This is a genomic window from Oerskovia sp. 140933, from assembly GCF_059651515.1.
Genome location: NZ_JAMXIO010000049.1, coordinates 1 through 23,292, shown reverse-complemented (window position 1 = coordinate 23,292; position 23,292 = coordinate 1). Strand labels below are relative to the sequence as shown.

Sequence of the window (23,292 nt, the reverse complement as noted above, 5' to 3'; positions counted from 1 at the left end):
CGCCCCGGGACGGACCACGACCCCTGCTCGGCAGCGACCGGCCGGCCTGCACCCGTCAGGTCAGCACGCCCCCTCGTCCTTCCACGGGCCCCAGTCGCTGGCCACGGGCGTGTTCCCCTGCGTCCAGTACCGGGCCGACCACCGGTGACCCGCGTGCGTGACCTGCGCGCCACCGTTGTAGGCGGTGCCGGAGACCCACGCGGCCGCGGTGCACCCGGCACCGCCGGTGCTCCCGCCCGGGGTGCCGCCGGGAGTCCCGCCCGTCGTCCCACCGGAGACCACGGGGTTGACGACCTTGACCCCGCGCGGGTGGTCGTAGGTCGTGGCGTAGGTGGTGGTCCCGATCGTCACGCGGACGTTCGAGACCTGCGCCATGGGCAGCCTCCACGACAGCTTGGTGTAGGCCGACCCGCCTGCGGGGATGCCTCCCGAGGGGACCTTGAGCGTCGCCGAGTGCAGGTCGCCCTTGAGGCCGCCGACGTTGTTGCCCGAGTGGCCCGGGACCGTCGTGATGCCCCAGCCGTTCTGCTCGCCCATCGTGGCCGACGTGGTGGTCGCGAAGTCGAACGAGATGGTGGCCCCGGCCGGGATCGCGACGGTCGACCTGTTCGAGAACGTCACCCGGGGGTTGATCGGGTAGTTGTTGTCGCCGAGCGCGAACTCCGAGAACGACACCCCGAGGTCGATCGCCTCGGCGGGCGTCGCGGTCTTCGACTTGGCGGCACCGTAGGGCGCCGCGGTGGAGAACGTCGAGTGCATCCTGGTCACGAGGCTGTCACCCATGCCGTACTCGCCGCTCGTCGCGTCCAGGTCGTAGTCCCCGGCCAGCTCCCAGATCATGAGGCCGCCGTAGCCGCCCGCGACGACGTAGTCGGCCTTGGCCTGGATGGCCTGGTCGGAGTCGCCCGAGATGAAGGACTTCGTCTGGGCGTTCCACCACCACTCGGTCTTGGTGACCGGGTCGAAGTTGTGCTGGTAGGTGCCGGTCAGCGGACCGGTCGGTGCGCCGTAGGACGCCGCGTAGGAGCCGACCTTCCCGTTCTGGAGGTTGAGCATGTGCCAGATCGGGTTGCCGCCCGCAGGGATCTTCTGCCCGGCCTTGTCGACGTCGTACCAGATGTTGTTGATCCCGCCCGCGCCGTTGCCGCACTTGGACGTGCCGCCCAGCGAGGGCCCGGTGCCGGGTGGGCACTTGGTCTGGTCGGGCAGCGCGGCCTTGCCCCACAGCCCGTTGGTGCCGCCCTGCACGTTGGCCCAGCCGCGCGTGTAGAAGGGCACGCCGATGTTGATGCGCCCCGCTTGCACGGCTCCGCGGAAGTAGTGCGCGGCCCAGTCCGCGTTGAGGTACCCGATCCCGTCGTAGGCCCCGTACACGCCGGCCGCCGCGAGCTCACCGTCCTTGCCGTCGTCGAACAGGGCGCCGTTGCCGCCCACGAAGTCGTTCCACGTCCCGTGCAGGTCGTACGACATGACGTTGACGTAGTCGAGGTACGGCATGATCTGGAAGACCTCCATGCCGCGCAGCAGCCACCCCGAGGCGGGGGCCGCGATGGTCAGCATGTAGTACTCGCCGTCCTGCGCGGCGGCCTTGTCGAGCGCCTCGCGCGTGGTCTTCATGAGCTGCTCGTAGTTCTTCCAGAGCTGCCCGCGCTTGGCGTCGGCGATCGCGAAGTCGTCGGGGTTCCCGGCCTTGACGTTCGAGGTCGGGTACTCGTAGTCGACGTCGATCCCGTCGAACCCGTAGGTCCGCACCATCGCGACCGCGGACGCCGCGAACGCGTCGTACTCGGCCTGCGTGTCCAGGGTGTAGAAGCCGCCCGAGGCGACCCGATTGCCGTCGACCCCGAAGTAGCCGCCCGTCTCCGCCCACCCGCCGACCGACACGAGGGTGCGCACGCCCGGGTGCTGCTTCTTGAACTTCGTGAGCTGGTTGAAGTGGCCCTTGTAGGGGACGGTCGGGTCGAGCGCGTTCTCGGCGCCGGCGAACGTCAGGCCGGTCGCCTCGCTCGTCGCCGACTCGGCGTTGACGGAGATCTTCGAGTCCGGTCCGACGTGCGCGAACGCGTAGTTGATGTGCGACAGCTTGGTCCACGGGATGTCGCTCGCCAGGTACGACGGGGTCCCCTCCGTGCCCGTGCGCCACGACGTGAAGTACCCGATCACGCGCCGGTCCAGGCCGTTCGGCAGCTTCTCGCGACCGGCCTCGTCGTACACGTCGCAGTAGGGCACGTCGACGGTCTTGTTGACGGCGAGCCCGTCGGGGCGGCACTTCTCATGCGGGTTCGTGGAGATGGGGGTGCCGGGGTCGGCGCCCGTCGGGTCGCCGCCGGTCGTCCCGCCGGTCGTGCCCGTCGTCCCACCGGTCGTGCCGGTCGTCCCGCCGGTCGTGCCCGTCGGGTCGGCCCCGCAGGGTCCGACGATCTTCCATGCGCCCCACTGCTGCGTCCCGGGCGTCTCGCCCTGCGTCCACCAGGACGCCTTGTAGTTGGACCCGCTGTACGACGCGACGCTCCCGCCCGTGTACGCCGACGACGCCGACCACGCGGGCGCGCACGCCTCGGCCGCGGACGCCACGGGTACCTGCGCGACGAGCGGGACCGCCACCACTGCCGTCGCGGCGACTCCTGCGAGCCACCGCCTCACGGACCGTCTGCCTCGTTGCATGATCGACCGCCTCCCCAGCACGGCTGCGGCACCGTTGCCGCGGCATCGTGTGTCGTCACGGTAGGCCGCGTCTCGACGCGCCCACATCAGGGGCGTCCGCAGTGTTCGCTACGTACGTGGTTCCCGCAGCGCTCCCATGCAGTCCCCAGGTTCGGCGCACCTGGCGCTCTGGTCTGCGGAGATGCCTCGCGCTCCTGCCCGACGGCGCCGCGCACCGGGGTGCGTCCGCGGGCTGGGAGAATGGTCGGGTGACGAACGGCCTCTTCGACCTGCCCGAGGGCACGCGTGTCCCACCCCGTCGGATCGTCCTGCTGACAGGGCCGTCGGGTTCGGGGAAGACGTCGCTCACCCGGCGCCTCGGTCTGCCGGTCGTGGAGCTCGACGACTTCTACCACGATCACGACCACCCGGGCCTGCCGCGGCGCTTCGGGATCGTCGACTGGGACTCGCCCGGGAGCTGGGACTCGGCGAGCGCCATGGACGCGTTGCTCGCGCTCGTCACGACGGGCCGGTCGGACGTACCGGTCTACGACATCCCGACGTCGCGGCGCACGGGCACGACGCACCTCGACGTGACCGGGTCGCGCATCGTGATCGCCGAGGGGATCTTCGCGGCCGAGCTGGTCGCGGCGTGCCGGGCCGAGGGGATCCTGGCCGACGCGATCTGCCTGCGCAGGCCGCGGCTCGTGTCGTTCTGGTTCCGGCTCCTGCGAGACCTGGCGGAGTCCCGCAAGCCGCCGCTGACGTTGCTGCGCCGCGGCTGGGGTCTGCTGCGCGACGAGCCGCGACTGATCCAGGGCTGGGTCGACAAGGGCTGCCGGACGGCGTCGCCCGGTCAGGCCGAGCGGGACATCCGGGCGCTGCTCGCGGACTGACGCCCGCCCCGGCCCCGATTCTGGCCCCGCTCCTGGTCCTGGTCCTGGTCCTGGTCCTGGTCCTGGGTCCTGGGCGCCGAGCGCGCACCTCGGGCTGTCCCGAGCATCGATCGACAGCCCGAGGTGCACGCTCGGCAGCAGTCCGCGGCCGGACCAGGCCGGGCCCGCGGCTCAGCCCAGGTGCACCGCGACCTGGTCGCCCTGCGGCAGGAGCTGCTCCTTGGAGCCACGGATCAACCACGCCGCGAGCACCGCCCCCACGACCATGGTCACGGCCGTCGCGACGAACGCCGCCGAGTACCCGTCGACGAACGCCGCGAGCTGGGACGCCTCGTCGGTCACGACGACTCCCGCGACGGCGCCCATGTACAGGGTCGTGAAGACGGACAGCCCGATCGAGCCACCGATCTGCATCGAGGCGTTGACGGTCGCGCTCGCAGCGCCGGCGTCGTGGGGCTCGACGCCCGCGAGCGCCACGTTCTGGAGCGGCACCAGGACCAGGGCCATGCCCGCACCCAGCACGACCAGGGCGGGCAGGACCTCGACCACGTACGTCCCACCCACCGTGATGCGGCTCAGGTAGAGCAGAGCCGCCGCGGAGACCAGCGGCCCGACGATCATGAGCGGCCGCGGACCGAAGCGCGCGAGGAGCTGCGTGACGGCCGGCGCCAGGACGAGCGTCATGATCGTCATGGGCAGCGTGCCCAGGCCGGCCTGCAGGGGCGAGAGCCCCATGACGACCTGCAGGTGCAGCGCCAGGTACAGCAGGGCGCCGATCATGAGCGCGCCGAAGATCGCCTGCAGGAGGAACGCCCCCGCGCGGACCTTGTTCGTCAGGACGCGCAGCGGGAGCAGCGGCTGCGCGACCCGCGACTCGATCCACACGAAGAGCGCCAGGAGCAGGACGCCCACGGCGAGGCAGGCGATCGTGCCGGGCGCGACCCAGCTGTGCTCGGCGAGCGTGAACCCGTACACGAGCGCGCCCAGGCCCAGGACGACCGTGACCGCGCCCAGGACGTCGTACGTGTTGTCCCCGTCGGCCCGGCTCTCACGGATCAGGACCTGACCCGCGACGAGCGCGACCACCACGACGGGCACGTTGACCCACAGGCACCAGCGCCAGTCGGCGAACTCCGTCAGGGCGCCGCCCAGGACCAGGCCGACCGCAGCGCCGACACCCGCGACCGATCCGAAGACCGCGAAGGCGGTGTTCCGCTCGCGGCCGCGAGGGAAGGACACCGTGAGCAGCGCGAGCGCGGCCGGCGCGAGCAGCGCGGCGAAGACGCCCTGGAGGCCGCGCATCGCGACGAGCTCCGTGCCGTTGCGGGCGAGGCCTGCGAGCAGGGACGCGACCCCGAACCCGACCATGCCCAGCAGGTAGGTGCGCTTGCGCCCCCAGTAGTCGGCGATGCGGCCGCCCAGGAGCAGCAGGGCGCCGAACGCGAGGGCGTAGGCCGTGACGACCCACTGCCGCTCGGTGTCGGTCAGCCCGAGCTCGGCCTGCGCCTGCGGCAGGGCGATGTTGACGATCGTGCCGTCGAGCACGACGAGGAGCTGGGTCAGCGCGAGGATCACGAGGATCCACCAGCGACGGGGGCCGGCCGTGGCGGGCGCGTCCGGCTCGACCGGACCGGGGCCGTGGACCTCGGCCGAGGGAGGGACCACCTGTGCCGAGGGCGCAGAGGTGGAGGGGGTGGAGACAGGCATGGACCGACCTTCGGACGTAGCGGGATCGTGGGGTTTCCAGCCCGGATCGAGACGTGTCGCGAGATGCCGCAGACCGTTCGACCGCCCCAACTACGAAGTCGGACAGACGGACCATCCTAACGTGTCGGGCCGTCAGGAACCGGAGTGAGGTCGCCCACTGCGGGTCTCCGCGGCGGGCCCGCCCCGCCGAGGGCGAGCGGCGCCGTCGGGCCCTCCGAGGCAGCGGGGCCCACCGGGACCGCCGACGGTCCCGGTGCTAGCGTGGAATCGCCGTTCCCCCACGACACGTCGCCCGAGCGAGGAGCTCCCATGGCCGACGAGACGATCTCCCGACGCGCACGCGACCTCGCACGGTCCACACCGTTCGACGTCCTGCTCGGGTTCTTCGCGCACGTGTACCCCGAGCGGCGTGCCCGCCCCGGGGTCCTCGACCTCACGTTCGGCAACCCGCACGACCCGGCCCCGGCCGAGTACGTCGAGGCGCTGCGAGCGAGCGCGGTCCCGCGCGACGAGCACTGGTTCGGCTACAAGGTCAGCGAGCCCGCCGCGCGGGCCGCCGCCGCGGAGGGGCTGCGGGGCGTCGTGGACCTGCCGTTCGAGCCCGACGACGTGCACCTCACCACGGGCGGCTTCACGGCCCTCGCCCTCGCCCTCAAGCTCGTGTGCGACCCGGGCGACGAGGTCGTGTACAGCGTGCCCCCGTGGTTCGCGTACGAGGTGATCGTGCGCGAGGCCGGCCTCGTGCCGGTCAAGGTGCCGGTCTCCCCCGGGACGTTCGACCTGGACCTCGACGCGATCGCGGACGCGATCACGCCCCGGACCCGGGTCGTGCTGGTCAACACGCCCAACAACCCCACCGGGCGCATCTACCCGCTGGGCGAGCTGCGCCGTCTGGCCGCCCTCCTCGACGAGGCGTCGGCGCGGTCCGGTCGCCGCATCGTCGTCGTGTCGGACGAGCCGTACCACCGGATCGTCTACGACGGCACGGAGTTCCACAGCCCCGCCGAGGTCTACCCGTGGACCCTGCTGGCCTACAGCTACGGCAAGACGCTGCTCGCGCCCGGCCAGCGCATCGGGTACCTCGCGGTCCCGCCCGCGATGCCGGGGCGCGAGGACCTGCGGCCCGCGATCGAGGCGCTGCAGATCGCGATCGGGTACGCGTTCCCCAACGCCGTCCTCCAGCACGCGCTGCCGGTCCTGGAGCGCATCCCGTTCGACGTCCCGCTCTACCAGCGCAAGCGCGACCTCATGGTGGCCGGGCTGCGCGACATCGGGTACGACCTGCACAGCCCCGAGGGCACGTTCTACCTCTACCCGCGCTCGCCCGACCCCGACGACCGCGCCTTCGAGGCCCTGCTCGCCCGGCACGACGTCCTGGTCCTGGGCGGGCAGTACTTCGAGACCCCGGGCCGCTTCCGCATCTCGCTGACCGCGAGCACGGAGACGCTCGAGGCGAGCCTGCCGCGCTTCGCGGCGGCGTTCGGGGAGGCGGGCTGAGCACGCTGGCGGGACGCGGCCTCCCGCCCGACGGCGTCGCTCGCCTCGTGCGGCCGGGGCGCCGGCTGGGGGGCGCGTGCTCGACGAAGCGGCAGCCGTGGCGGGCGGGGCCATCGGTCCGGACGACGTGCAGCGCCGCAGCGGCCTCGGGTGGGTCACGTCCCCTGTGCGCACCGCGCTCGACCTGGCGCGGCTCGAGCGTGCAGCTCGGGTCGCCCGCGGCCCGGTCGGACGACCCGGCCTGCACGCTCGGTGAACATCCGCGCGCCCGCCACCGTCGTGCCGCGCGTGCCGAAGGCCGGGCGGAGGGCTACCGTCGGGGAAAACCGCTCGAAGAGGAGAGGTCCCATGACCGGACTCGTCGCCACCGCCTCGATCCACATCGCCGCCCGCCCGGAGAGGGTCTGGGCCGAGCTCGTCCACCCGTCCGCCACCTGGATGCTGGGAGCCAACGTCGAGACGGACTACCTGCCGGGCAGCGCCATCACGTTCGAGGGCCAGTACCAGGGCAAGCACTTCGAGGACCACGGCACGGTCCTCGAGGTCGACCGGCCGCGCACCCTGCGCTTCACGCACTACTCCCCCGCGAGCGGCGTGCCCGACGTCCCGGAGAACCACCACGAGGTCGCGATCACGCTCGCCCCGGACCCCAACGGCACACGCGTGACGATCCGGCAGGACAACAACGACACCCCCGAGGCCGTCCAGCACTCCGAGGAGCTCTGGCGCACCGCGCTCGCCTCGCTCGCGGGACACGACTGACCGCCTCGCACCGGCCCGGGCACGAAGCACGAGGCACGACGAGCCGCAGCGCCCCGGGCACGACGAAGGGCCCCGGTCCGTGAGGATCGGGGCCCTTCGTCGCGGTCGGCGTCAGACGACCGGGGAACGGCAGCCGGAGGCTGCCGGGAGGATCACTCCGCGCCGGCCTGCAGCTCGCCGGTCGGCGGGAGGTCGGACGTCGAGATGCCTGCGGGAGCGTTGAGCGCTGCCGTCGCGGCCACGCTCACCGGGCCACGCTCGTGGTCGTCCTTGGAGACGCCACGGAACGTGAACTCGCCCAGCAGGCCTTCGCCCTCGGCGTCGACCAGGACGATCTGACCGGCCTTGAGCTCGCCGAACAGGATCTTCTCGGACAGCACGTCCTCGATGTCGCGCTGGATGGCGCGACGCAGCGGACGAGCGCCGAGGACCGGGTCGTAGCCCTTCTCGGACAGCAGCTTCTTGGCCGCGTCCGTGAGCTCGATGCCCATGTCCTTGTCGCGCAGACGCTTGTCGAGCTTCGCGATCATGAGGTCGACGATCTGGACGATCTCGTTCTGCGAGAGCTGCGGGAAGACCACCACGTCGTCGACGCGGTTCAGGAACTCCGGGCGGAAGTGCTGCTTCAGCTCGTCGTTGACCTTGGCCTTCATGCGGTCGTAGCTCGTCACCAGGTCGCCGCCGGCGTTGAAGCCGGTCTGGAGGCCCTTGGCGATGTCCCGCGTACCGAGGTTCGTGGTCATGATGATGACGGTGTTCTTGAAGTCCACCACGCGGCCCTGCGAGTCGGTCAGGCGACCGTCCTCGAGGATCTGCAGCAGCGAGTTGAAGATGTCGGCGTGCGCCTTCTCCACCTCGTCGAACAGGACCACGGAGAACGGACGACGACGGACCTTCTCCGTCAGCTGGCCGCCCTCGTCGTAGCCGACGTAGCCGGGGGGCGAACCGAAGAGACGCGAGACCGTGTGCTTCTCCGAGAACTCCGACATGTCGAGCTGGATGAGCGCTTCCTCGTCCCCGAAGAGGAACTCGGCGAGCGCCTTGGCCAGCTCGGTCTTACCGACACCCGTGGGGCCGGCGAAGATGAACGAGCCACCGGGACGCTTGGGGTCCTTGAGGCCTGCACGCGTGCGGCGGATCGCCTGGGAGAGCGCCTTGATGGCCGTCTCCTGGCCGACGACGCGCTTGTGCAGCTCGTCCTCCATCTTCAGCAGGCGCGAGGACTCCTGCTCGGTGAGCTTGAGCACCGGGATGCCGGTCGACATGGCGAGCACCTCGGCGATCAGGTCCTCGTCCACCTCGGCGACCGTGTCCAGGTCTCCGGCCTTCCAGGCCTTCTCCTTGTCGGCGCGCTGCTGCGTGAGCTGCTTCTCGGTGTCGCGCAGGCGCGCGGCCTTCTCGAAGTCCTGCTCGTCGATCGCGGACTCCTTGTCGCGACGCGCCTCGGCGATGCGCTCGTCGAGCTCCTTGAGCTCCGGCGGCGCGGTCATGCGACGGATGCGCAGACGCGCACCGGCCTCGTCGACCAGGTCGATCGCCTTGTCCGGCAGGTACCGGTCATTGATGTAGCGGTCGGCGAGCGTCGCGGCGGCCACCAGTGCGGCGTCCGTGATGGACACGCGGTGGTGCGCCTCGTAGCGGTCGCGCAGACCCTTGAGGATCTCGATCGCGTGCGGCAGGCTCGGCTCCGAGACGAGGATCGGCTGGAAGCGACGCTCCAGGGCCGGGTCCTTCTCGATGTGCTTGCGGTACTCGTCGAGCGTGGTCGCACCGATGGTCTGGAGCTCCCCACGGGCCAGCATGGGCTTGAGGATGCTGGCTGCGTCGATCGCGCCCTCGGCCGCACCCGCACCGACGAGGGTGTGGATCTCGTCGATGAACAGGATGATGTCGCCGCGCGTGCGGATCTCCTTGAGGACCTTCTTCAGGCGCTCCTCGAAGTCACCGCGGTAGCGGGACCCGGCGACCAGGGCGCCCAGGTCCAGCGTGTAGAGCTGCTTGTCCTTCAGCGTCTCCGGGACGTCGCCGCGCACGATGTCCTGGGCGAGGCCCTCGACGACGGCGGTCTTGCCGACGCCCGGCTCACCGATCAGGACGGGGTTGTTCTTGGTGCGGCGCGACAGGACCTGCATGACGCGCTCGATCTCCGAGGTGCGTCCGATGACCGGGTCGAGCTTGCCCTCGCGTGCGGCCTGCGTGAGGTTGCGGCCGAACTGGTCGAGCACAGCCGAGCCGGAGGGCTGGCCTTCTGCGGGGCCGCCTGCGGCGACGGGCTCCTTGCCCTGGTACCCGGACAGCAGCTGGATGACCTGCTGGCGCACGCGGTTGAGGTCGGCACCCATCTTGGTGAGGACCTGGGCGGCGACGCCCTCTCCCTCACGGATGAGGCCGAGCAGGATGTGCTCGGTGCCGATGTAGTTGTGGCCGAGCTGAAGGGCCTCGCGGAGCGAGAGCTCCAGGACCTTCTTGGCGCGCGGCGTGAACGGGATGTGCCCGCTGGGGGCCTGCTGGCCCTCGCCGATGATCTCGGTGACCTGCGAGCGCACACCGTCGAGGGAGATGTTCAGGGACTCCAGCGCCTTGGCTGCGACTCCCTCTCCCTCGTGGATGAGGCCGAGCAGGATGTGCTCGGTGCCGATGTAGTTGTGGTTGAGCATCCGTGCCTCTTCTTGGGCAAGGACGACGACCCGACGGGCTCGGTCGGTAAATCTCTCGAACATGTGCTGCTCCTCACGAGCGGCGTACACCCGCACCGGTGGTGCTCAGGCCTGACCGCAACGACTCTATCCGGGACCAACGGGGCCGACCCCACGGATATGCCCTTGTTCGCCAGGGGCGTGAAGCGGGCGTCGCTCCGTGACCTTCGCCGGGTCCGGTGCGGGTCCCGCCAGGCTGTCCGTTGCGTCCACCGATGCCCGTCAGGCGAGGTCGGTCTGCCCGGAACGCGAGGTCAGGAGCCCGCAGCGGCCGACCCCGCGACCACGAGCGTGGCCGGCAGCGCGAGGGCGACCACGAGGAGGAGGACGCTCGCGGCGACCTCCCCCATCCCGAACTGCAACGGCTTGGCGTCGGTCCTCGGCACCCACACCGCACGCGCGGTCAGCCCCGCGAAGAGCACGACCGCGGGCCACCACGCCAGGCCGGCCGCGGCGAGCGCCACGGCTGCGACGACGCCGGCCACCACGTGGTAGACGGCCGACGCCACCAGGTAGGAGCGCTCGCCCCGTTCCCGGATGAGCGTCTTGACGTACAGGATCGTCCCCGCGAAGTAGGCCAGCACGAGCACGAACAGGGCCCACACCTGGGGCCAGCCGATCCCTGCGAGGCCCGTGACGCCGTCGGGCAGGGTCACGCCCGGCCACGGGCCCGGCGCGGGCCCCACCCCCGCCGCGAACGCGACCGGCAGCATGAGGCACGCCGCGAGGACCGTGGCCCCGTCGTTGAGCAGCGACCGCTCGCGCCGCCGGTACGAGCTCCACAGGCTGACCGCGACGAGCGGGAGGAAGAGCGGGACCCAGGCGAGGAGGTCGGGCCGCAGGAGCAGGACCGCGACGGCTGGGACGACCGTCGCGATCCCGTAGGCCCGCACGGGCGGCAGGTAGCGCGGCCGGAAGCGGGACTTCAGCCACAGGCCCGCCGCGAAGAACGCGAAGTAGCCCACGAACCACAGCACCGCGAGCGGGACGTGCACCCACGCCGGCCCTCCGAGGAAGACCCCGACCAGCAGCGGCACGGCAAGCATCGCCCACGCGCCGTGCTGGTCGGGCACCCAGCCGGGGCCGCGGCGTCGTCGACGCGTCGTGGTGCGCCGCTCAGGTCGCGTGCTCCCCTGGGTCATGCAAGGAGCGTGGCACGCGTCCCCGCGCGCAGGAAAGCCGTCCCGGGGGGCGGACCACACGTTCCGCCGACCGGACGGCAGTCACTCGACGTGCGGGAGAGCGCTGTCACCAGCATCGTTGACCCCAGGCCCCCTGAGCGCAGCCTCGGCCCCGGGGGACATGTCGGACGAGGGAGGACGATGCACAAGCCGGACGAACCAGCAGGAGCCCACGAGTCCTGGGAGCAGATCGTCGCCCGCTTCGCCCGCTTCGCCGGCGTCGTCGGAGAGATCACGGACCCGCTCACGTGGGGGCTGGACCTCGAGGAGGAGACCGTCACCGGGTCGGGCAGCGAGCACCGCGACCCCACCGAGGAGCGGTTCCTGCGCGCCTACGTGTCGTTCGTCGGGGAGGCGGTCGACGTCGAGACGCTCCGGGTCGGCACGGACGACGCGCAGCACGTCGAGGACATCGTGCGGGCCGCTCTCAGCGGGGCGCTCGCCGCGCCCCTGCACAGCGACGTCCCCGACGGCACCGAGGGCCCGACGGGGGCGGACTTCGCCGACGCCTACCAGGACTACCGGTCCGCGATGCGCGCGATCGTCGAGGAGGTCGACCTGGCTCCTCTCCAGCACACGGCCTTCGTGGTCGACGACGTCTCGCACCCCTGCGTCCGGGTCGCGGTCCGGGCCACGGTCGCCGTCTACGTGCCGCTCGCCGACCGGGCCGTGATCGTGTCCGGGCCGGCCGACCTCGTGGACCGCGTGGACATCTCCACCGCACCCATCCAGGGCCTCCTGCACGGTGACGGGGAGACCCGGTTCTGAGCCCTGCGCGTCCTGTGCCGGAGCTGACGGTGCCTCGTGACCAACCAGACACGCCCAGGCGTGACGTGGCTCGCCGGAACGGCCAAGATGGAGGTGCGGACGGTGCACAGGAGCACTGGACGGTCGTCGAGCGAGAGAGCAGGTGACGTCGATGAGTGACGTGGTCGTCGGTGTTGACGGGTCGGTCCGGTCCCAGGAAGCCCTCGACTGGGCCCTCGTCGAGGCGGCTTCCCGGGGAGTGCCCCTCACGGCGGTCCTCGCGTGGGAGCCGTCCTGGAAGGACGGTCCGCGCGCGTCGGAGCCCGCCGACTTCAGCCACCTGGCGGACCTCAAGCAGGACCAGGTCCTCACGCTGCTCGACGAGGCGCGGCACCGCACCGGCGTCGACGCCGTGACGCACGCGGAGCAGGTCCAGGGCTCGGCCGCGACCGCGCTCCTGGCGCGCGCGGAGCACTCGGAGATGCTCGTCGTCGGGAGCCGTGGGCTGGGGCGGCTGGGCCGGCTCGTCCTCGGGTCCGTGTCGTCGGCCGTGGTGCAGGGCGCGACCCGGGTGCCGGTCACGGTCGTGCGCTCCGCGGGGGACGGCGGCGAGGACGACGCCGCAGCGGCCCCCACCGGGGTCGACGAGCCGCCGCGGGTCGTCGTGGGCGTCGACGGCTCCCGCACCTCGGTCCATGCCCTGCGCCACGGGCTCGAGGTCGCCCGCCGCACGGGTGCGGTCCTGGACGCCGTGTTCTGCTGGCAGATCGTGACCCTGGCCCCGCTGCCCGACTCGTGGGGGTGGACGCCACCGGTCGACGACTACGAGAAGTTCGCGGCCGAGCAGCTCGACCGCGCCCTGGAGGCCGCGGGCGTGGACCTGCCCGAGGACCAGCTGCGTCGCAGCGTCGTGCACACCCACCCCTCCAAGGGGCTCATCGAGGCGGCCCGGGGCGCGGAACGGCTGGTCGTCGGCAACCGCGGGACGGGTGGTTTCGACCGGCTCCTGCTGGGCTCGGTGAGCCGTCAGGCCGTCGAGTACGCGACGTGCCCCGTGACCGTCGTCAGGCGCCCCGCCGACGCGTGAGCCCGGCGCGCCGGTCCGCCCCCGGGACGGGCGGACCGGCGCGTGTCAGGACCGGGGCCCCCTCCGGCGCCCCGCGGCCCGACGGCGTCGCTCACCCCGTGCCTTCGGCGTCGGGTCGAGGAGCGGCGCCCCCCCTGTCGGAGGCGACGGGCGGGTCGAGCGGGAGCGTCGGGTGGACGGGCACGACCGGGCTCGTCGTGAGGGGGCGCAGGACGACGGGGCGCACGACGGCGAGGCTCGCCACGGGCTGGTGAGGCGTCGCAGGCCGCTCAGGCCCCGGTGGCTGCGCCTGCCCCTGGGAGGCGCGCACCGCCGAGCGATCGCCTGCCTCCTCCCGATCCGCTGCGCCGTCGCCCTCGCCGGGGACGACCACGGACGGGAGCGCCGCGGGACCCGCCCCGTCGACTTCCGCCACGAGCCCCGGACCCGCGGCCGCCGCGACCTGGGACACCACGCCGGACCACCCCTGCCCGAGCTGCTCGGCGACGACGAGGTCGCTCGCCGACCACGGCTGGGTCGCCGCGACGGCGCTGGCCGACACGGTGACGGCCGCCGTGACGAGCGCGAGGATCGCCCCGCTCGAGAACCCCGTCGCCGCGAGCCCGCCGACGCCGACGGCCGCCGCCCCCGACCCGGCCCCCGGGGCGAGGGCCAGCCCGGACGCGAGCGCCGTCGTCGGGCCGACGAACGTCCCGACGGCAGCCACCGACCCCGCGCCGCCCAGCGCGGCAGAACCGTTGCCCAGGACGGCCGGGACCCCCAGCACCAGCGGGACGAGGAGGAGCCCCAGGCGCGACGCGACCTGGTCGACCTCCTCGACGAGGATCGAGCACGACAGGCAGCCCGTGAGGTGCTCCTCGAAGCGGTCCTCGTGCCGCGCGCTCAGGGCACCCCGGTTGTAGTCCCCCATCTGCTCGGCCGCCCAGCGGCACTCGACCGGGACCGCGGCCGCGTTGACGTGGGCCTGCAGCCACGAACGACGCAGCCCTTCCTTGGCGCGGTAGGTGAGCGCCGACACGGACCCCGCGCTCAGCCCCAGCAGGGGCGCGACCTCACGGGCGTCCATGCCCTCGACCTGCGTGTACCAGAGCACGGCCTGCCACCGCTCGGGCAGCGCCTTGAACGCCGTGACCGTGACCGAGCCCTCGACCACGACGTCCGCCATGTCCACGGGGTCCACGACCTCCGGCACCTGGTCGACGATGATCGGGTCCGGGGAGTGCGACCACGTGATCGCGACGCTGCGCACGGTCTGGTAGAGGTACGGGCGGAAGGGGCCCGTGGGCCCGTTGCCCGACCGGATCGCGTGCAGGATCCGCAGGAACGACTCCTGGACCAGGTCGTCCGGGTCGTACGATGACGTGACGCGCCGAGCAGCCCCGCGCCCCGCCCCGGAGTGACGGTTCCACAGCACCGCGTACGCGTCCTGCGAACCCTGACGGACGGCGTCGACGAGCTCCTCGTCGGCCATCGCCTCGAGATCGGTCTCGTTCGTCGTCGACATGGGTGTCCTTCCGCGGCACGCCCCGGACCTCAGGCGTGAGGTGCCTCTCAGGAGGAGAGACACTGCCTCGCGACCGGCATGACGCGAGCGCCCCGCATATCACCCGGACCGCGCCGCTCAGGCGGTGCGCACGTCCAGGCCCAGGGACTCGGCGACGACGAGGGCCTGCGCAGGGTCGACGACGGCCCCCTGCACGACGCTCGCGAGCGGGTCGAGGGACCTGAGGTCGCTGCCCCGCAGGTCCGCGCCCGTGAAGTCGGCCCGGTGCATCGAGGCGCCGGCCAGGTCCAGGTCCCGCAGCGTGGCCCCCTGGCAGCGAGCGCCCGTGAGGTCCGCCTCCCGGAACCTGGCGCCCGTCACCGAGGCTCCGCGAAGGTCCGCTCCCGACAGGCTCACGAACGACCAGTCGCCTCCCACGACCTCGAGGAGGCCGAAGCTGCACCCGGTGAACACCGATCCCACCGTCTTGCAGCGCGTGAACGTGGCGTCGAAGAACGAGCACCGCGAGAACGTGCAGTTCGTGAACGCCGAGTCGGTGTGGGTCGACGCGTTGAAGCGCACGTTGCTGAACGTGCACCCGACGAACGTCGCGCCCGTCGTGGTGATCTCCGACAGGTCGCAGTCCGTGAGCTCGACGCGCTCGAACGTCTCCCGGTCGACGTCCCGGCCGTACCAGTCCTCGCGGTCGACCGACGAACCAGTGGGCGGGGTGGGGGTTCCGTGCGTGCGATCGACCATGGTGGGGACGGTAGCGGGAGGTACCGACGCGGCGGTCCCCGCGACTACCTCCGTCCGAGCCCCCGGCGGACCGCGTAGATGACGAAGCCCGCCCCGGCGAGGCCGACGAGCCACCCCCCGGTGCCGAGCACGGGACCGCTGGTGCAGAAGGACGCACCGGGCGTGAGGGAGTCGACGCACCGGCCGGACTGCACGCTCACCGCGAGGAAGGACACGACCGCGGCGACCACGGCGAGGAGCAACCAGCCCCAGCGCAGGCGGCGTGGTGCGTCGTCGGGCGCGTCGGGCTCAGCGGGCATGGTCCGAGGGTAGCCGTGCCCCGGACGCCGCAGCACCGGCCCGGCCGGGTTCAGCGGGCGCGCGGCGGGACCTGCACCCGGTCGAGGTCCTCGGCGACCGTGAGCTCGCCGTCGAACACCGTCCGGGCCTCGGCCCAGAACTCGGCCGGGTCCTGGTAGCGCTGCGAGAAGTGCGTCAGGACGAGCGACCTCACCCCGCACGCGGCCGCGACCGTGGCCGCCTGGAGTGCGGTCAGGTGACCGAAGGCCTGGGCCAGGTCGCGGTCCCGGTCGAGGAAGGTCGACTCGATCACGAGCAGGTCGACACCGCGGGCGAGGGAGAACACCGCGTCGCACAGGCGCGTGTCCATGACGAACGCGAACGACTGGCCGGGCCGCGCGACGCTCACGTCCTCGACCCGGACGGTCCGCCCCTCCCCCGTCACCACGACCCCGTCCCGCTGGAGCGCGCCGACCGCCGGCCCCTGGACCCCGGCGTCGGCGAGCAGCTCCGGGACCATGCGTCGCCCCGCGGGCTCGTCGAGCCGGTAGCCGAACGCCTCGACGCCGTGGTCGAGCCGCTCGGCCCGCAGCGTGAAGCCCGGGTCGGGGCGCACGGGCGGGACGACGCCGTCGGCCGACAAGGGCTGGAGCACCAGGTCCGCGCGGTGGTGGTAGGACGTCGCGTCGAGCAGGTGCTCGACCCACGTGGCGCCCGACGCCGGGAACGACACGGGGATCGTGTGCGGCACGCCATCCAGGCTGATCCGCTGCACGACGCCGGCCAGCCCGAGGCTGTGGTCGCCGTGCAGGTGCGTGATCGCGATCCGCGTCAGGTCCGTCGCGGACACGCCCGCCCGCAGCATCTGCCGCTGCGTGCCCTCGCCCGGGTCGAGCAGGACCGCCTCGTCGTCCCAGAACAGGACGTAGCCGTTGTGGTTCCGGGTGCGGGTGGGCACCTGGCTGGCGGTGCCGAGGACGGCGAGCTCGCGGCGGGACATGAGCGCACGGTAGCCGCCGGGCGTCGCCTCGGCACAGGATGACGGCGCGGCCCACGCCGCAGCGACGGACCGCGCGCTACCTGTCGCGGTCGCCGCGCTCCCCCGGCGCCCCGCGGAACGCGAAGATCAGCACCCGGATGCTGAGGACCGCCCCGATGAACAGCATCGTGGCCCCGAAGACCGAGTACCAGCTCAGGTCGTTCGTGAGCTGGGGTCCGTTGTCGGCGACCAGGAGGAACACCCCGCCGACGACGCTCGCCGCCGCGATGACGGTCGAGATGACCTGCTGCACGAGGCTCGTCACGAAGGTCCGGTCGCCCGCGTCGGCGAAGACGCGGACGTTGACGGTGAACTTCCCCGCCTCGAGGTCCGACGTGATCTTGTTGAGCCGCCGGGGCAGCCGCTCGATCGAGGGCGCGAAGGCCAGGAGCTGCGCGCCCGCCTTGGCCCGGATCTTGCGCAGGCTCACCATGTTGCGCAGCAGCTCCTCGCCCTCGTCGCGCGCCGAGGACACCAGCTCGAACGACGGGGAGAGCAGGTGCAGTGTCCCGTCGAGCGCCGCGATCGTGCGGAAGGCCGCCGCGACCTGCGACGGCACGCCCATGCCCGCGTCGTTCACGAGCCGGAACATGGCTGCGAAGAGCGATCCGCTGTTCGCGGTCGCTCCCCCGCGGAAGCGGAGGATGAGGCGTCCCACCTCACGCTCGAACCGGCGCTCGTCGAAGCTGTCGGGCTGGTCGAGCAGCTCGACCAGGGCGTCGGTCGCGGCGATCGAGTCGTCGGCCTCGACCGCGAGCAGCAGGGCCGCGAGCGCGACCCGCTCGGCCTCGTCGAGGCGCCCCACGGAGCCGAAGTCGAGGAGCCCCAGCGAGCCGTCGTCGCGCAGGAGCACGTTGCCGGGGTGCAGGTCGGCGTGGAAGACGCCCGTCACCACGATCTGGTCGAGCGTGACGCGCAGCAGGCGGGCCGCGATGTCGTGGCGCGTACCGTCGTCGAACGTCGCGAGCAGGTCGCCCGCCTCGCCCACGGCCGTCCCGTCGAGCCTGTCCATGACGAGGAGCGTCGCGCTCGACAGCTCGGGGTGCACGCGCGGGATCTCGACCAGGGGCACGTTGGCGTCGGGGTCGTCGTCGTGGTGCGCGCCGGGCATCGCGTGGCGGTGCGAGCGCCGGATCGTCGCGAGCGCGCCCTGCACGTTGAGCGTGTTCTCGAGCTCGATCGTGTAGTCGAGCTCCTCGCGCAGCGACGCCGCGAAGCCCTCCGCGAGGTCGAGGATGCCGAGCGACGGACCCCACGACGTGTCGCGCTGGAGGCGGCGGGCGATGCGCAGCACGATCCGCAGGTCACCGAGGACCTGGTGGCGGGCCCCGGGGCGCTGGACCTTGACCACGACCTCCCGCCCGTCGAGCAGGGTCGCGCAGTGCACCTGCCCGACCGACGCCGACGCGATGGGGTCCGGGTCGAAGTGCGCGAACACCGTGTCGACCGGGGCCCCGATCGATCCCGATACCACGCCCTCGACCTGCGACCACGGCACGGGCGGCGCCTGGCTCTGGAGCCGGGACAGCTCCTCGACGTACACCGCGGGCAGCAGGTCGGACCGCGTCGAGAGCATCTGGCCCAGCTTCACGAACGTGACGCCCGCGTCGCTCAGCGCCGCGCGCAGCTCGCGCGCCACGGCCCGCTCCTCGGACTCGGTGGTCCGCTGGTGGCTGCGACGACGCGCACCACGGCCGAAGAACCCGCCCAGCCCGTGCCGCAGCATGATCCCCATGATCTGCAGGTAGCGGAACAGGTCCTTGGACCCGCGGCGGAGCTCGACGACGGCGCGCCACGGCGTGGGGATGCTGCCCGTGGGGACCAGGAGCTCCAGGACGAGCAGCAGCCCGAGCCCGATCACGAACGACCACGCCCACGCGAGGACCACGATCACCAGCACGACGCCCGGGTGGACGGTGAGGGTGCCGTCCTCCTGCAGCACCCCGAGCTGCTGGAAGCCCTCCGTCAGGCCCCAGGACCCGAGCGAGACGACGAGGACCGTCATGAGGATCGACCGGATCCACCCGACCGGCACCCCCAGCACCCTGCGAGCGGTCGCCGCGAGCAGGAGCACCATGACGCCCGTGGCGAGCGCGCCGAACAGCGCCGTCCCGATCGAGGAGAGGATCTGCATGGCCCCTACTCTCCCGCGCGAGGGAGGTGAGTGCAGGAGGAACTGTCGTCGTGGACCGCGCGGGCAGCGGTCAGGCCGTGAGCGAGCTCGTCGAGGCGCCGTGGCGCCTGCCCGCTGCTGCCGCACGCAGCGCGGCCCAGACGAGCAGCGCAGCGCTCAGCACGATCCCGGGCAGGTTGGAGGCCTGCCAGCCAAGTGTCTGGAACACGACGGCCGCGCCGAGCGACGCGAGGACGGAGGCCGAGCCGGTGACTCCTTCGGCGAGAGCCTGCAGCCTGCTCCCGGCACCGCGCTCGTAGCAGCGCAGCAGGAACGCGGAGCCCGCGAGAAAGAGCAGGTTCCAGCCGATTCCCACGAGCGTGAGCGTGAGGATCATCGGCAGCGCGCCGTCGCCGGTCGCGCCGAGGACGGCGCCGGCGAGCATCACGGTCGCGCCGACCATGGTGGCGGTCGACGGCCCCCAGCGGCGCAGGAGCTCACCGCTGAAGACGGCCGGCGCGAACATCCCCACGAGGTGCCACTGGATCATCGCGGTCGACGTCGTCTCGGAGTGCCCGGCATGGGTGCTCGCCAGCGGGCCGATCGCCATCACGAGCGTCATCAGCGCGGCCGCGACGGGCAGGATGACGAGCGCCGCCACGAAGTCCGGGTTCTTCAGGGCGGTCGCGATGCCGAGGGGGCGCACGGGCGAGGCGGCAGGCCGGTCGTCGGAGGCCGCAGCCGCGGCCGCCGTGGGCTCGCGCGAGATGCTGAGAGCCAGGGGGATCGCGGTGGCACCGATGGTCGCGACCAGGAGGTACGAACCCACGAACTGGGTCTCGAAGGCGTGCGACGCCGCGAGGGCCGTGAACGGCCCGGCGAAGGCGGCGACGAGCCCGCCGTACATCACGGTCGAGAGGGCGCGTTCCTGCTTGCCGTCCGGAGACAGGTCGGCGGCGAGGAAGCGCACGTACCCGCCGGTCGCCGTGTACGCGCCGACGAGTGCGGTTCCCACGCACAGCAGCAGGAACGAGTCCTGCAGGACGGCCAGCGCCGAGAGCAACCCGCCGACCACAGCGAGCCCGGCCCCGGCCGCCATGACCCGGCGGTAGCCCCAGCGGGCCACGAGCAGCCCGGTGAGGACGGCCGCGAGGAGTCCGGCCGCGACCATGAGGGTGAGCGGGAGGGTCGCGAGCAGCGGGGACGGCGCCAGGGCGAGGCCGGCCAGTGCGGTGAGGGTGAGATCCACGCTGAGCACGCCGTAGAAGAGGGCTTGCATGCTCACGAGCCGGGCGATGTCGGCCCGGTGGTGCCGCTCTGTCGAGCGGTTCTCGGTGGCGGTGGCGAGCGGGGTTGCGGACACGGTTCTCCTTGTGGTGAGCGGGTGGTTCTCACTCTCGTGTGCGGCATCCGCCGAGGCCAGTGGCTGAAATGCCACCTTTCGATAGGATCTGGCCATGAGTCCCCACCGGGTCGTGGTCCTGCTGCTCGACGAGGTGCTGCCGCTCGACCTGGGCATCCCCCTGCAGGTGTTCGGGCGCGAGGAGCTGCCGCACTACTCGGTGCGCACGGCGTCGCTCGGCGGGCACCCCGTGGACATGCTGGGCGGCACGAGCGTGACACCCAGCGCCGGCCTCGAAGCGCTGGAGGGTGCCGACACGGTGATCGTGCCCGGCTCCGCTCACGCCGACAGCCCGCTGGCTGCAGAAGTGCTCGGGGCGCTGCGCTCGGCGCACGCGCGCGGGGCGCGCATGGTGTCGATCTGCTCGGGCGCCTTCGCTCTGGCGCAAGCGGGCGTGCTCGACGGGCGCAGGGCGACGACGCACTGGCAGAGCTGTGCGCAGCTCGCGGCACAGCATCCGTCGGTCGACGTCGACCCGGACGTGCTCTACGTCGACGAAGGCAGCGTGCTCACCTCGGCGGGCGTCGCCGCAGGAATCGACCTGTGCCTGCACATCGTGCGTCGCGACCTGGGCGCGAGCGTGGCCAACCGGGTGGCACGAAGCCTCGTCGCCGCTCCGCGCCGAGAAGGCGGACAGGCGCAGTTCATCGAGCGCCCGACGGCGCCCACCGGCACCGACCCCCTGGCCCGCACGCGGGAATGGATGCTGAGCTCGCTCGCCGAGCCCCTCACGGTGTCAGCCATGGCGGCGACGGCCCGCACCTCGGTGCGCAGCTTCTCGCGCAACTTCGCCAGCCAGACAGGCCAGACGCCGTTGCGGTGGCTGCACGCGCAGCGCATCGAGCTCGCGCGCGAGATGTTGGAGACGAGCGACCTGAGCATCGACGAGATCGCCGAGCGCAGCGGTCTGGGCAGCCCCGCGAACTTTCGCACCCACTTCAAGAGGGCGACCAGCCTCTCGCCGCAGCGCTACCGCCTGGCGTTCACCGAGCGGTCGGAGACCCCGGCCTGAGGGCGGGGCGGCCCTGCCGGGCCACCGGTGCGGGACGTCCGTTCTTCCGGGACGAGGCACGGACGCCGAAGCGTGCGAACTCCGGGCAGCTACGCCGTCTCGCCGTCGGCCCGGCGCCTGCCGGGCGTGGAGCGTTCGAGCGCGGCCCGGTAGACCCGCAGGCGTTCGACCTGCAGGTCGGAGAACAGGGGCGCGTCGACGTCCTCGACGGGCTGGGTCCGGAGGAAGTCCAGGATCTCGGTCTCGGTCTCGTCGATCTCGGCGAGGCGTTCGCGGTCGGCGTCGGAGAGGAGCTGCCAGACGTCGACGAAGGTGGGCGCTTGCATCACCCCATGCTCTGTCACGGACCTGTGGAGCGCGCGCCGACAGGCCGACGCGTGACGCCCTTCACACGATCTCCCAGGATCGGCGGACCGTGCGAAATGACCTGGAGGCCGCTCGCCGGAGTCGTTACGGTCGCCGCATGACGACCCCTCACCTCCCCCTCGCCGGCCGCACGGCCCTCGTGACCGGGGTCTCCCGGCGCAAGGGCATCGGGTACGCCGTCGCCCGGGAGCTCGCGCTCCAGGGCGCCAGCGTCTTCACCCACCACTTCGCACCGCACGACGCCGACCTGTCCTGGGGCGGCGACGACCTCGGCGCGGTCGCCGACGGCGTCCGGGCGGCGCTGCGCGGCGACGCCGTGTCGGGCTCGGCCCACGCCGACCTGCGCGACCCCGCCCAGGTCGACGGGCTGTTCGACGCCGCCCGCACGCTCACGGGCTCGGTCGACGTGCTCGTGTGCAACCACGCCCGCAGCGGGGGCGACGGCTCGATCCTCGACATGAGCGCCGAGACGCTCGACGCGTTCTGGGAGGCGAACACCCGGTCGACCCTCCTGCTGACGCGGCGGTTCGCGCTCCAGCGCACCACGACCCCCGGCGGCCCCTCGGCCCGGCCGGGCGAACGCGCGAGCCGCCAGGGGCCCGCCGACCCGGCGACGGCGCCCAAGGTCTTCTGGATGACGTCGGGCCAGCAGGACGGCCCGATGCGCGGCGAGGTCGCCTACGCCACCTCGAAGGCCGCGCTCGCCGGCGTCACCGCGACGGTCGCGGCCGAGCTGCTCGACCGGGGGATCGTGCTCAACACGATCAACCCCGGCCCGGTCAACACCGGGTACCTGGACCCCGGGTCGACCGACCGCCCCCTCGCCGAGCTCGACGCGCTGCGCGACGCGACCCCGTTCGGGCGCTGGGGCGAACCGACCGACCCTGCCCGGCTCATCGCGTGGCTCGCCGGCCCGGCAGGGTCGTGGGTCGTGGGCCAGGTCCTCACGACCGACGGCGGGTTCAGGCTCCAGTAGCCCGCGGCCGGACGCGCCCGTCCACCGCGTCTCGTCCACCGCGCCGCGGGCGGCCCGCGCACCACCAGGGTGCGCCGACCGCCCGCGGTGCGCGACGGCGTCGGGCAGACGTGCGCACCGGGCGAACCGGACGCCCTGCGGCCATGATGGAAGCCCCGCCACCACCCGAACGGACGCCCCCATGACGAACCTCGACCTGCTCACCGACGCCCACCTGACCCGCGCCCGCGACGGCGACAACGGCCGCAGCGCGGAGGTCGTGCTGCACGACGGCGTCCTGCGCCAGACGATCATCGCGATCCTCGCGGGCGTCGAGCTGGGCGAGCACAACTCGCCCCCGGCCGCGAGCATCCAGGTGCTGCGCGGTCGCGTGCGGGTCACGGCGCTCGAGGGCGACGAGGAGGTCGGGCCCGGCGAGCTGCGCGTCCTCACGCACGAGCGGCACGCCGTCACCGCCCTGGAGGACTCGGCGTTCCTCCTGACGACGGTGACGAGCGTGCCTGCGGCGCGGTGACAACCGTGCCTGCGGCGCGGTGACGAGCGCCGGCTAGCTGTACCCGGCCAGGAGGTTGGTGTCAGTTCCGGTTGTTGAAGGGAGGACCTCCGGGCTTAGTGGAGATGTCGAAGTCTTCACAACCCGGAGGTCC

The 23,292-nt window shown here is 72.5% G+C and carries 19 protein-coding genes; 8 read left to right on the top strand and 11 right to left on the bottom strand.

What is annotated here, in order from left to right:
- Positions 1-60 precede the first annotated feature (60 nt).
- Positions 61-2,643 (bottom strand): glycosyl hydrolase family 18 protein, encoded by a 2,583-nt coding sequence (locus NHG27_RS17880; RefSeq protein WP_497017194.1) that lies wholly within the window; start codon positions 2,641-2,643, stop codon positions 61-63.
- A gap of 269 nt (positions 2,644-2,912) precedes the next feature.
- Between NHG27_RS17880 and NHG27_RS17875 the strand changes: the two genes are divergently transcribed.
- A complete protein-coding gene (locus NHG27_RS17875) occupies positions 2,913-3,539 on the top strand; it encodes a uridine kinase family protein (RefSeq protein WP_193718138.1) in 627 nt (208 codons plus the stop codon).
- Between the two features lie 171 nt (positions 3,540-3,710).
- Here NHG27_RS17875 and NHG27_RS17870 read toward each other — a convergent pair whose 3' ends face one another.
- Positions 3,711-5,246, bottom strand: coding sequence for an MFS transporter (locus tag NHG27_RS17870; RefSeq protein ID WP_497017193.1), 1,536 nt, complete (start codon positions 5,244-5,246; stop codon positions 3,711-3,713).
- 309 nt (positions 5,247-5,555) lie between these two features.
- Here NHG27_RS17870 and NHG27_RS17865 point away from each other — a divergent pair, with 309 nt between their 5' ends.
- A complete protein-coding gene (locus tag NHG27_RS17865) occupies positions 5,556-6,743 on the top strand; it encodes an aminotransferase class I/II-fold pyridoxal phosphate-dependent enzyme (protein WP_497017192.1) in 1,188 nt (395 codons plus the stop codon).
- Between the two features lie 348 nt (positions 6,744-7,091).
- Complete coding sequence (locus NHG27_RS17860; RefSeq protein ID WP_193718136.1) at positions 7,092-7,505, top strand: SRPBCC family protein; 414 nt, start codon at positions 7,092-7,094, stop codon at positions 7,503-7,505.
- A gap of 152 nt (positions 7,506-7,657) precedes the next feature.
- Here NHG27_RS17860 and NHG27_RS17855 read toward each other — a convergent pair whose 3' ends face one another.
- The gene (locus NHG27_RS17855) at positions 7,658-10,225 is read right to left on the bottom strand and encodes an ATP-dependent Clp protease ATP-binding subunit (RefSeq protein WP_193718135.1); all 2,568 of its coding nucleotides are present in this window, start codon (positions 10,223-10,225) and stop codon (positions 7,658-7,660) included.
- A 230-nt stretch (positions 10,226-10,455) separates the two neighbouring features.
- The gene (locus tag NHG27_RS17850) at positions 10,456-11,343 is read right to left on the bottom strand and encodes a YwiC-like family protein (protein ID WP_497017191.1); all 888 of its coding nucleotides are present in this window, start codon (positions 11,341-11,343) and stop codon (positions 10,456-10,458) included.
- A gap of 180 nt (positions 11,344-11,523) precedes the next feature.
- Here NHG27_RS17850 and NHG27_RS17845 point away from each other — a divergent pair, with 180 nt between their 5' ends.
- Both NHG27_RS17845 and NHG27_RS17840 read left to right on the top strand, forming a co-directional pair.
- Positions 11,524-12,150, top strand: a complete 627-nt coding sequence (locus tag NHG27_RS17845; protein ID WP_193718133.1) for a hypothetical protein — start codon at positions 11,524-11,526, stop codon at positions 12,148-12,150.
- Positions 12,151-12,301: 151 nt separating this feature from the next.
- The gene (locus NHG27_RS17840) at positions 12,302-13,216 is read left to right on the top strand and encodes a universal stress protein (RefSeq protein ID WP_193718132.1); all 915 of its coding nucleotides are present in this window, start codon (positions 12,302-12,304) and stop codon (positions 13,214-13,216) included.
- A 91-nt stretch (positions 13,217-13,307) separates the two neighbouring features.
- On the opposite strand, the gene NHG27_RS17835 is transcribed toward NHG27_RS17840, so the two are convergent.
- The 6 genes from NHG27_RS17835 to NHG27_RS17810 all read right to left on the bottom strand — a co-directional run bounded on the left by NHG27_RS17835 (position 13,308) and on the right by NHG27_RS17810 (position 20,252).
- Complete coding sequence (locus NHG27_RS17835) at positions 13,308-14,720, bottom strand: sigma-70 family RNA polymerase sigma factor (RefSeq protein WP_497017190.1); 1,413 nt, start codon at positions 14,718-14,720, stop codon at positions 13,308-13,310.
- A gap of 117 nt (positions 14,721-14,837) precedes the next feature.
- Positions 14,838-15,458, bottom strand: coding sequence for a pentapeptide repeat-containing protein (locus tag NHG27_RS17830; RefSeq protein WP_497017189.1), 621 nt, complete (start codon positions 15,456-15,458; stop codon positions 14,838-14,840).
- Between the two features lie 44 nt (positions 15,459-15,502).
- Positions 15,503-15,757, bottom strand: a complete 255-nt coding sequence (locus NHG27_RS17825) for a hypothetical protein (RefSeq protein ID WP_497017188.1) — start codon at positions 15,755-15,757, stop codon at positions 15,503-15,505.
- A 50-nt stretch (positions 15,758-15,807) separates the two neighbouring features.
- Entirely contained in the window at positions 15,808-16,737 is a 930-nt protein-coding gene (locus NHG27_RS17820) for a ribonuclease Z (RefSeq protein ID WP_497017187.1), read from the bottom strand.
- A gap of 76 nt (positions 16,738-16,813) precedes the next feature.
- Complete coding sequence (locus NHG27_RS17815; RefSeq protein WP_497017186.1) at positions 16,814-18,910, bottom strand: ABC1 kinase family protein; 2,097 nt, start codon at positions 18,908-18,910, stop codon at positions 16,814-16,816.
- Positions 18,911-18,980: 70 nt separating this feature from the next.
- Positions 18,981-20,252, bottom strand: a complete 1,272-nt coding sequence (locus NHG27_RS17810; protein ID WP_497017185.1) for an MFS transporter — start codon at positions 20,250-20,252, stop codon at positions 18,981-18,983.
- Between the two features lie 94 nt (positions 20,253-20,346).
- On the opposite strand from NHG27_RS17810, the gene NHG27_RS17805 reads away from it, so the two are divergent.
- Positions 20,347-21,303, top strand: coding sequence for a GlxA family transcriptional regulator (locus NHG27_RS17805; RefSeq protein ID WP_497017184.1), 957 nt, complete (start codon positions 20,347-20,349; stop codon positions 21,301-21,303).
- An 89-nt stretch (positions 21,304-21,392) separates the two neighbouring features.
- Here NHG27_RS17805 and NHG27_RS17800 read toward each other — a convergent pair whose 3' ends face one another.
- On the bottom strand, positions 21,393-21,629 hold the full coding sequence (locus NHG27_RS17800; protein WP_193718124.1) for a hypothetical protein: 237 nt from the start codon (positions 21,627-21,629) through the stop codon (positions 21,393-21,395).
- Positions 21,630-21,766: 137 nt separating this feature from the next.
- On the opposite strand from NHG27_RS17800, the gene NHG27_RS17795 reads away from it, so the two are divergent.
- Positions 21,767-22,645, top strand: a complete 879-nt coding sequence (locus NHG27_RS17795; RefSeq protein WP_497017183.1) for an SDR family oxidoreductase — start codon at positions 21,767-21,769, stop codon at positions 22,643-22,645.
- 181 nt (positions 22,646-22,826) lie between these two features.
- Positions 22,827-23,159 carry a cupin domain-containing protein gene (locus NHG27_RS17790; protein WP_497017182.1) on the top strand — a complete coding sequence of 111 codons (333 nt, stop codon included), beginning with the start codon at positions 22,827-22,829 and terminating at the stop codon, positions 23,157-23,159.
- The last annotated feature ends 133 nt before the right edge of the window (positions 23,160-23,292 follow it).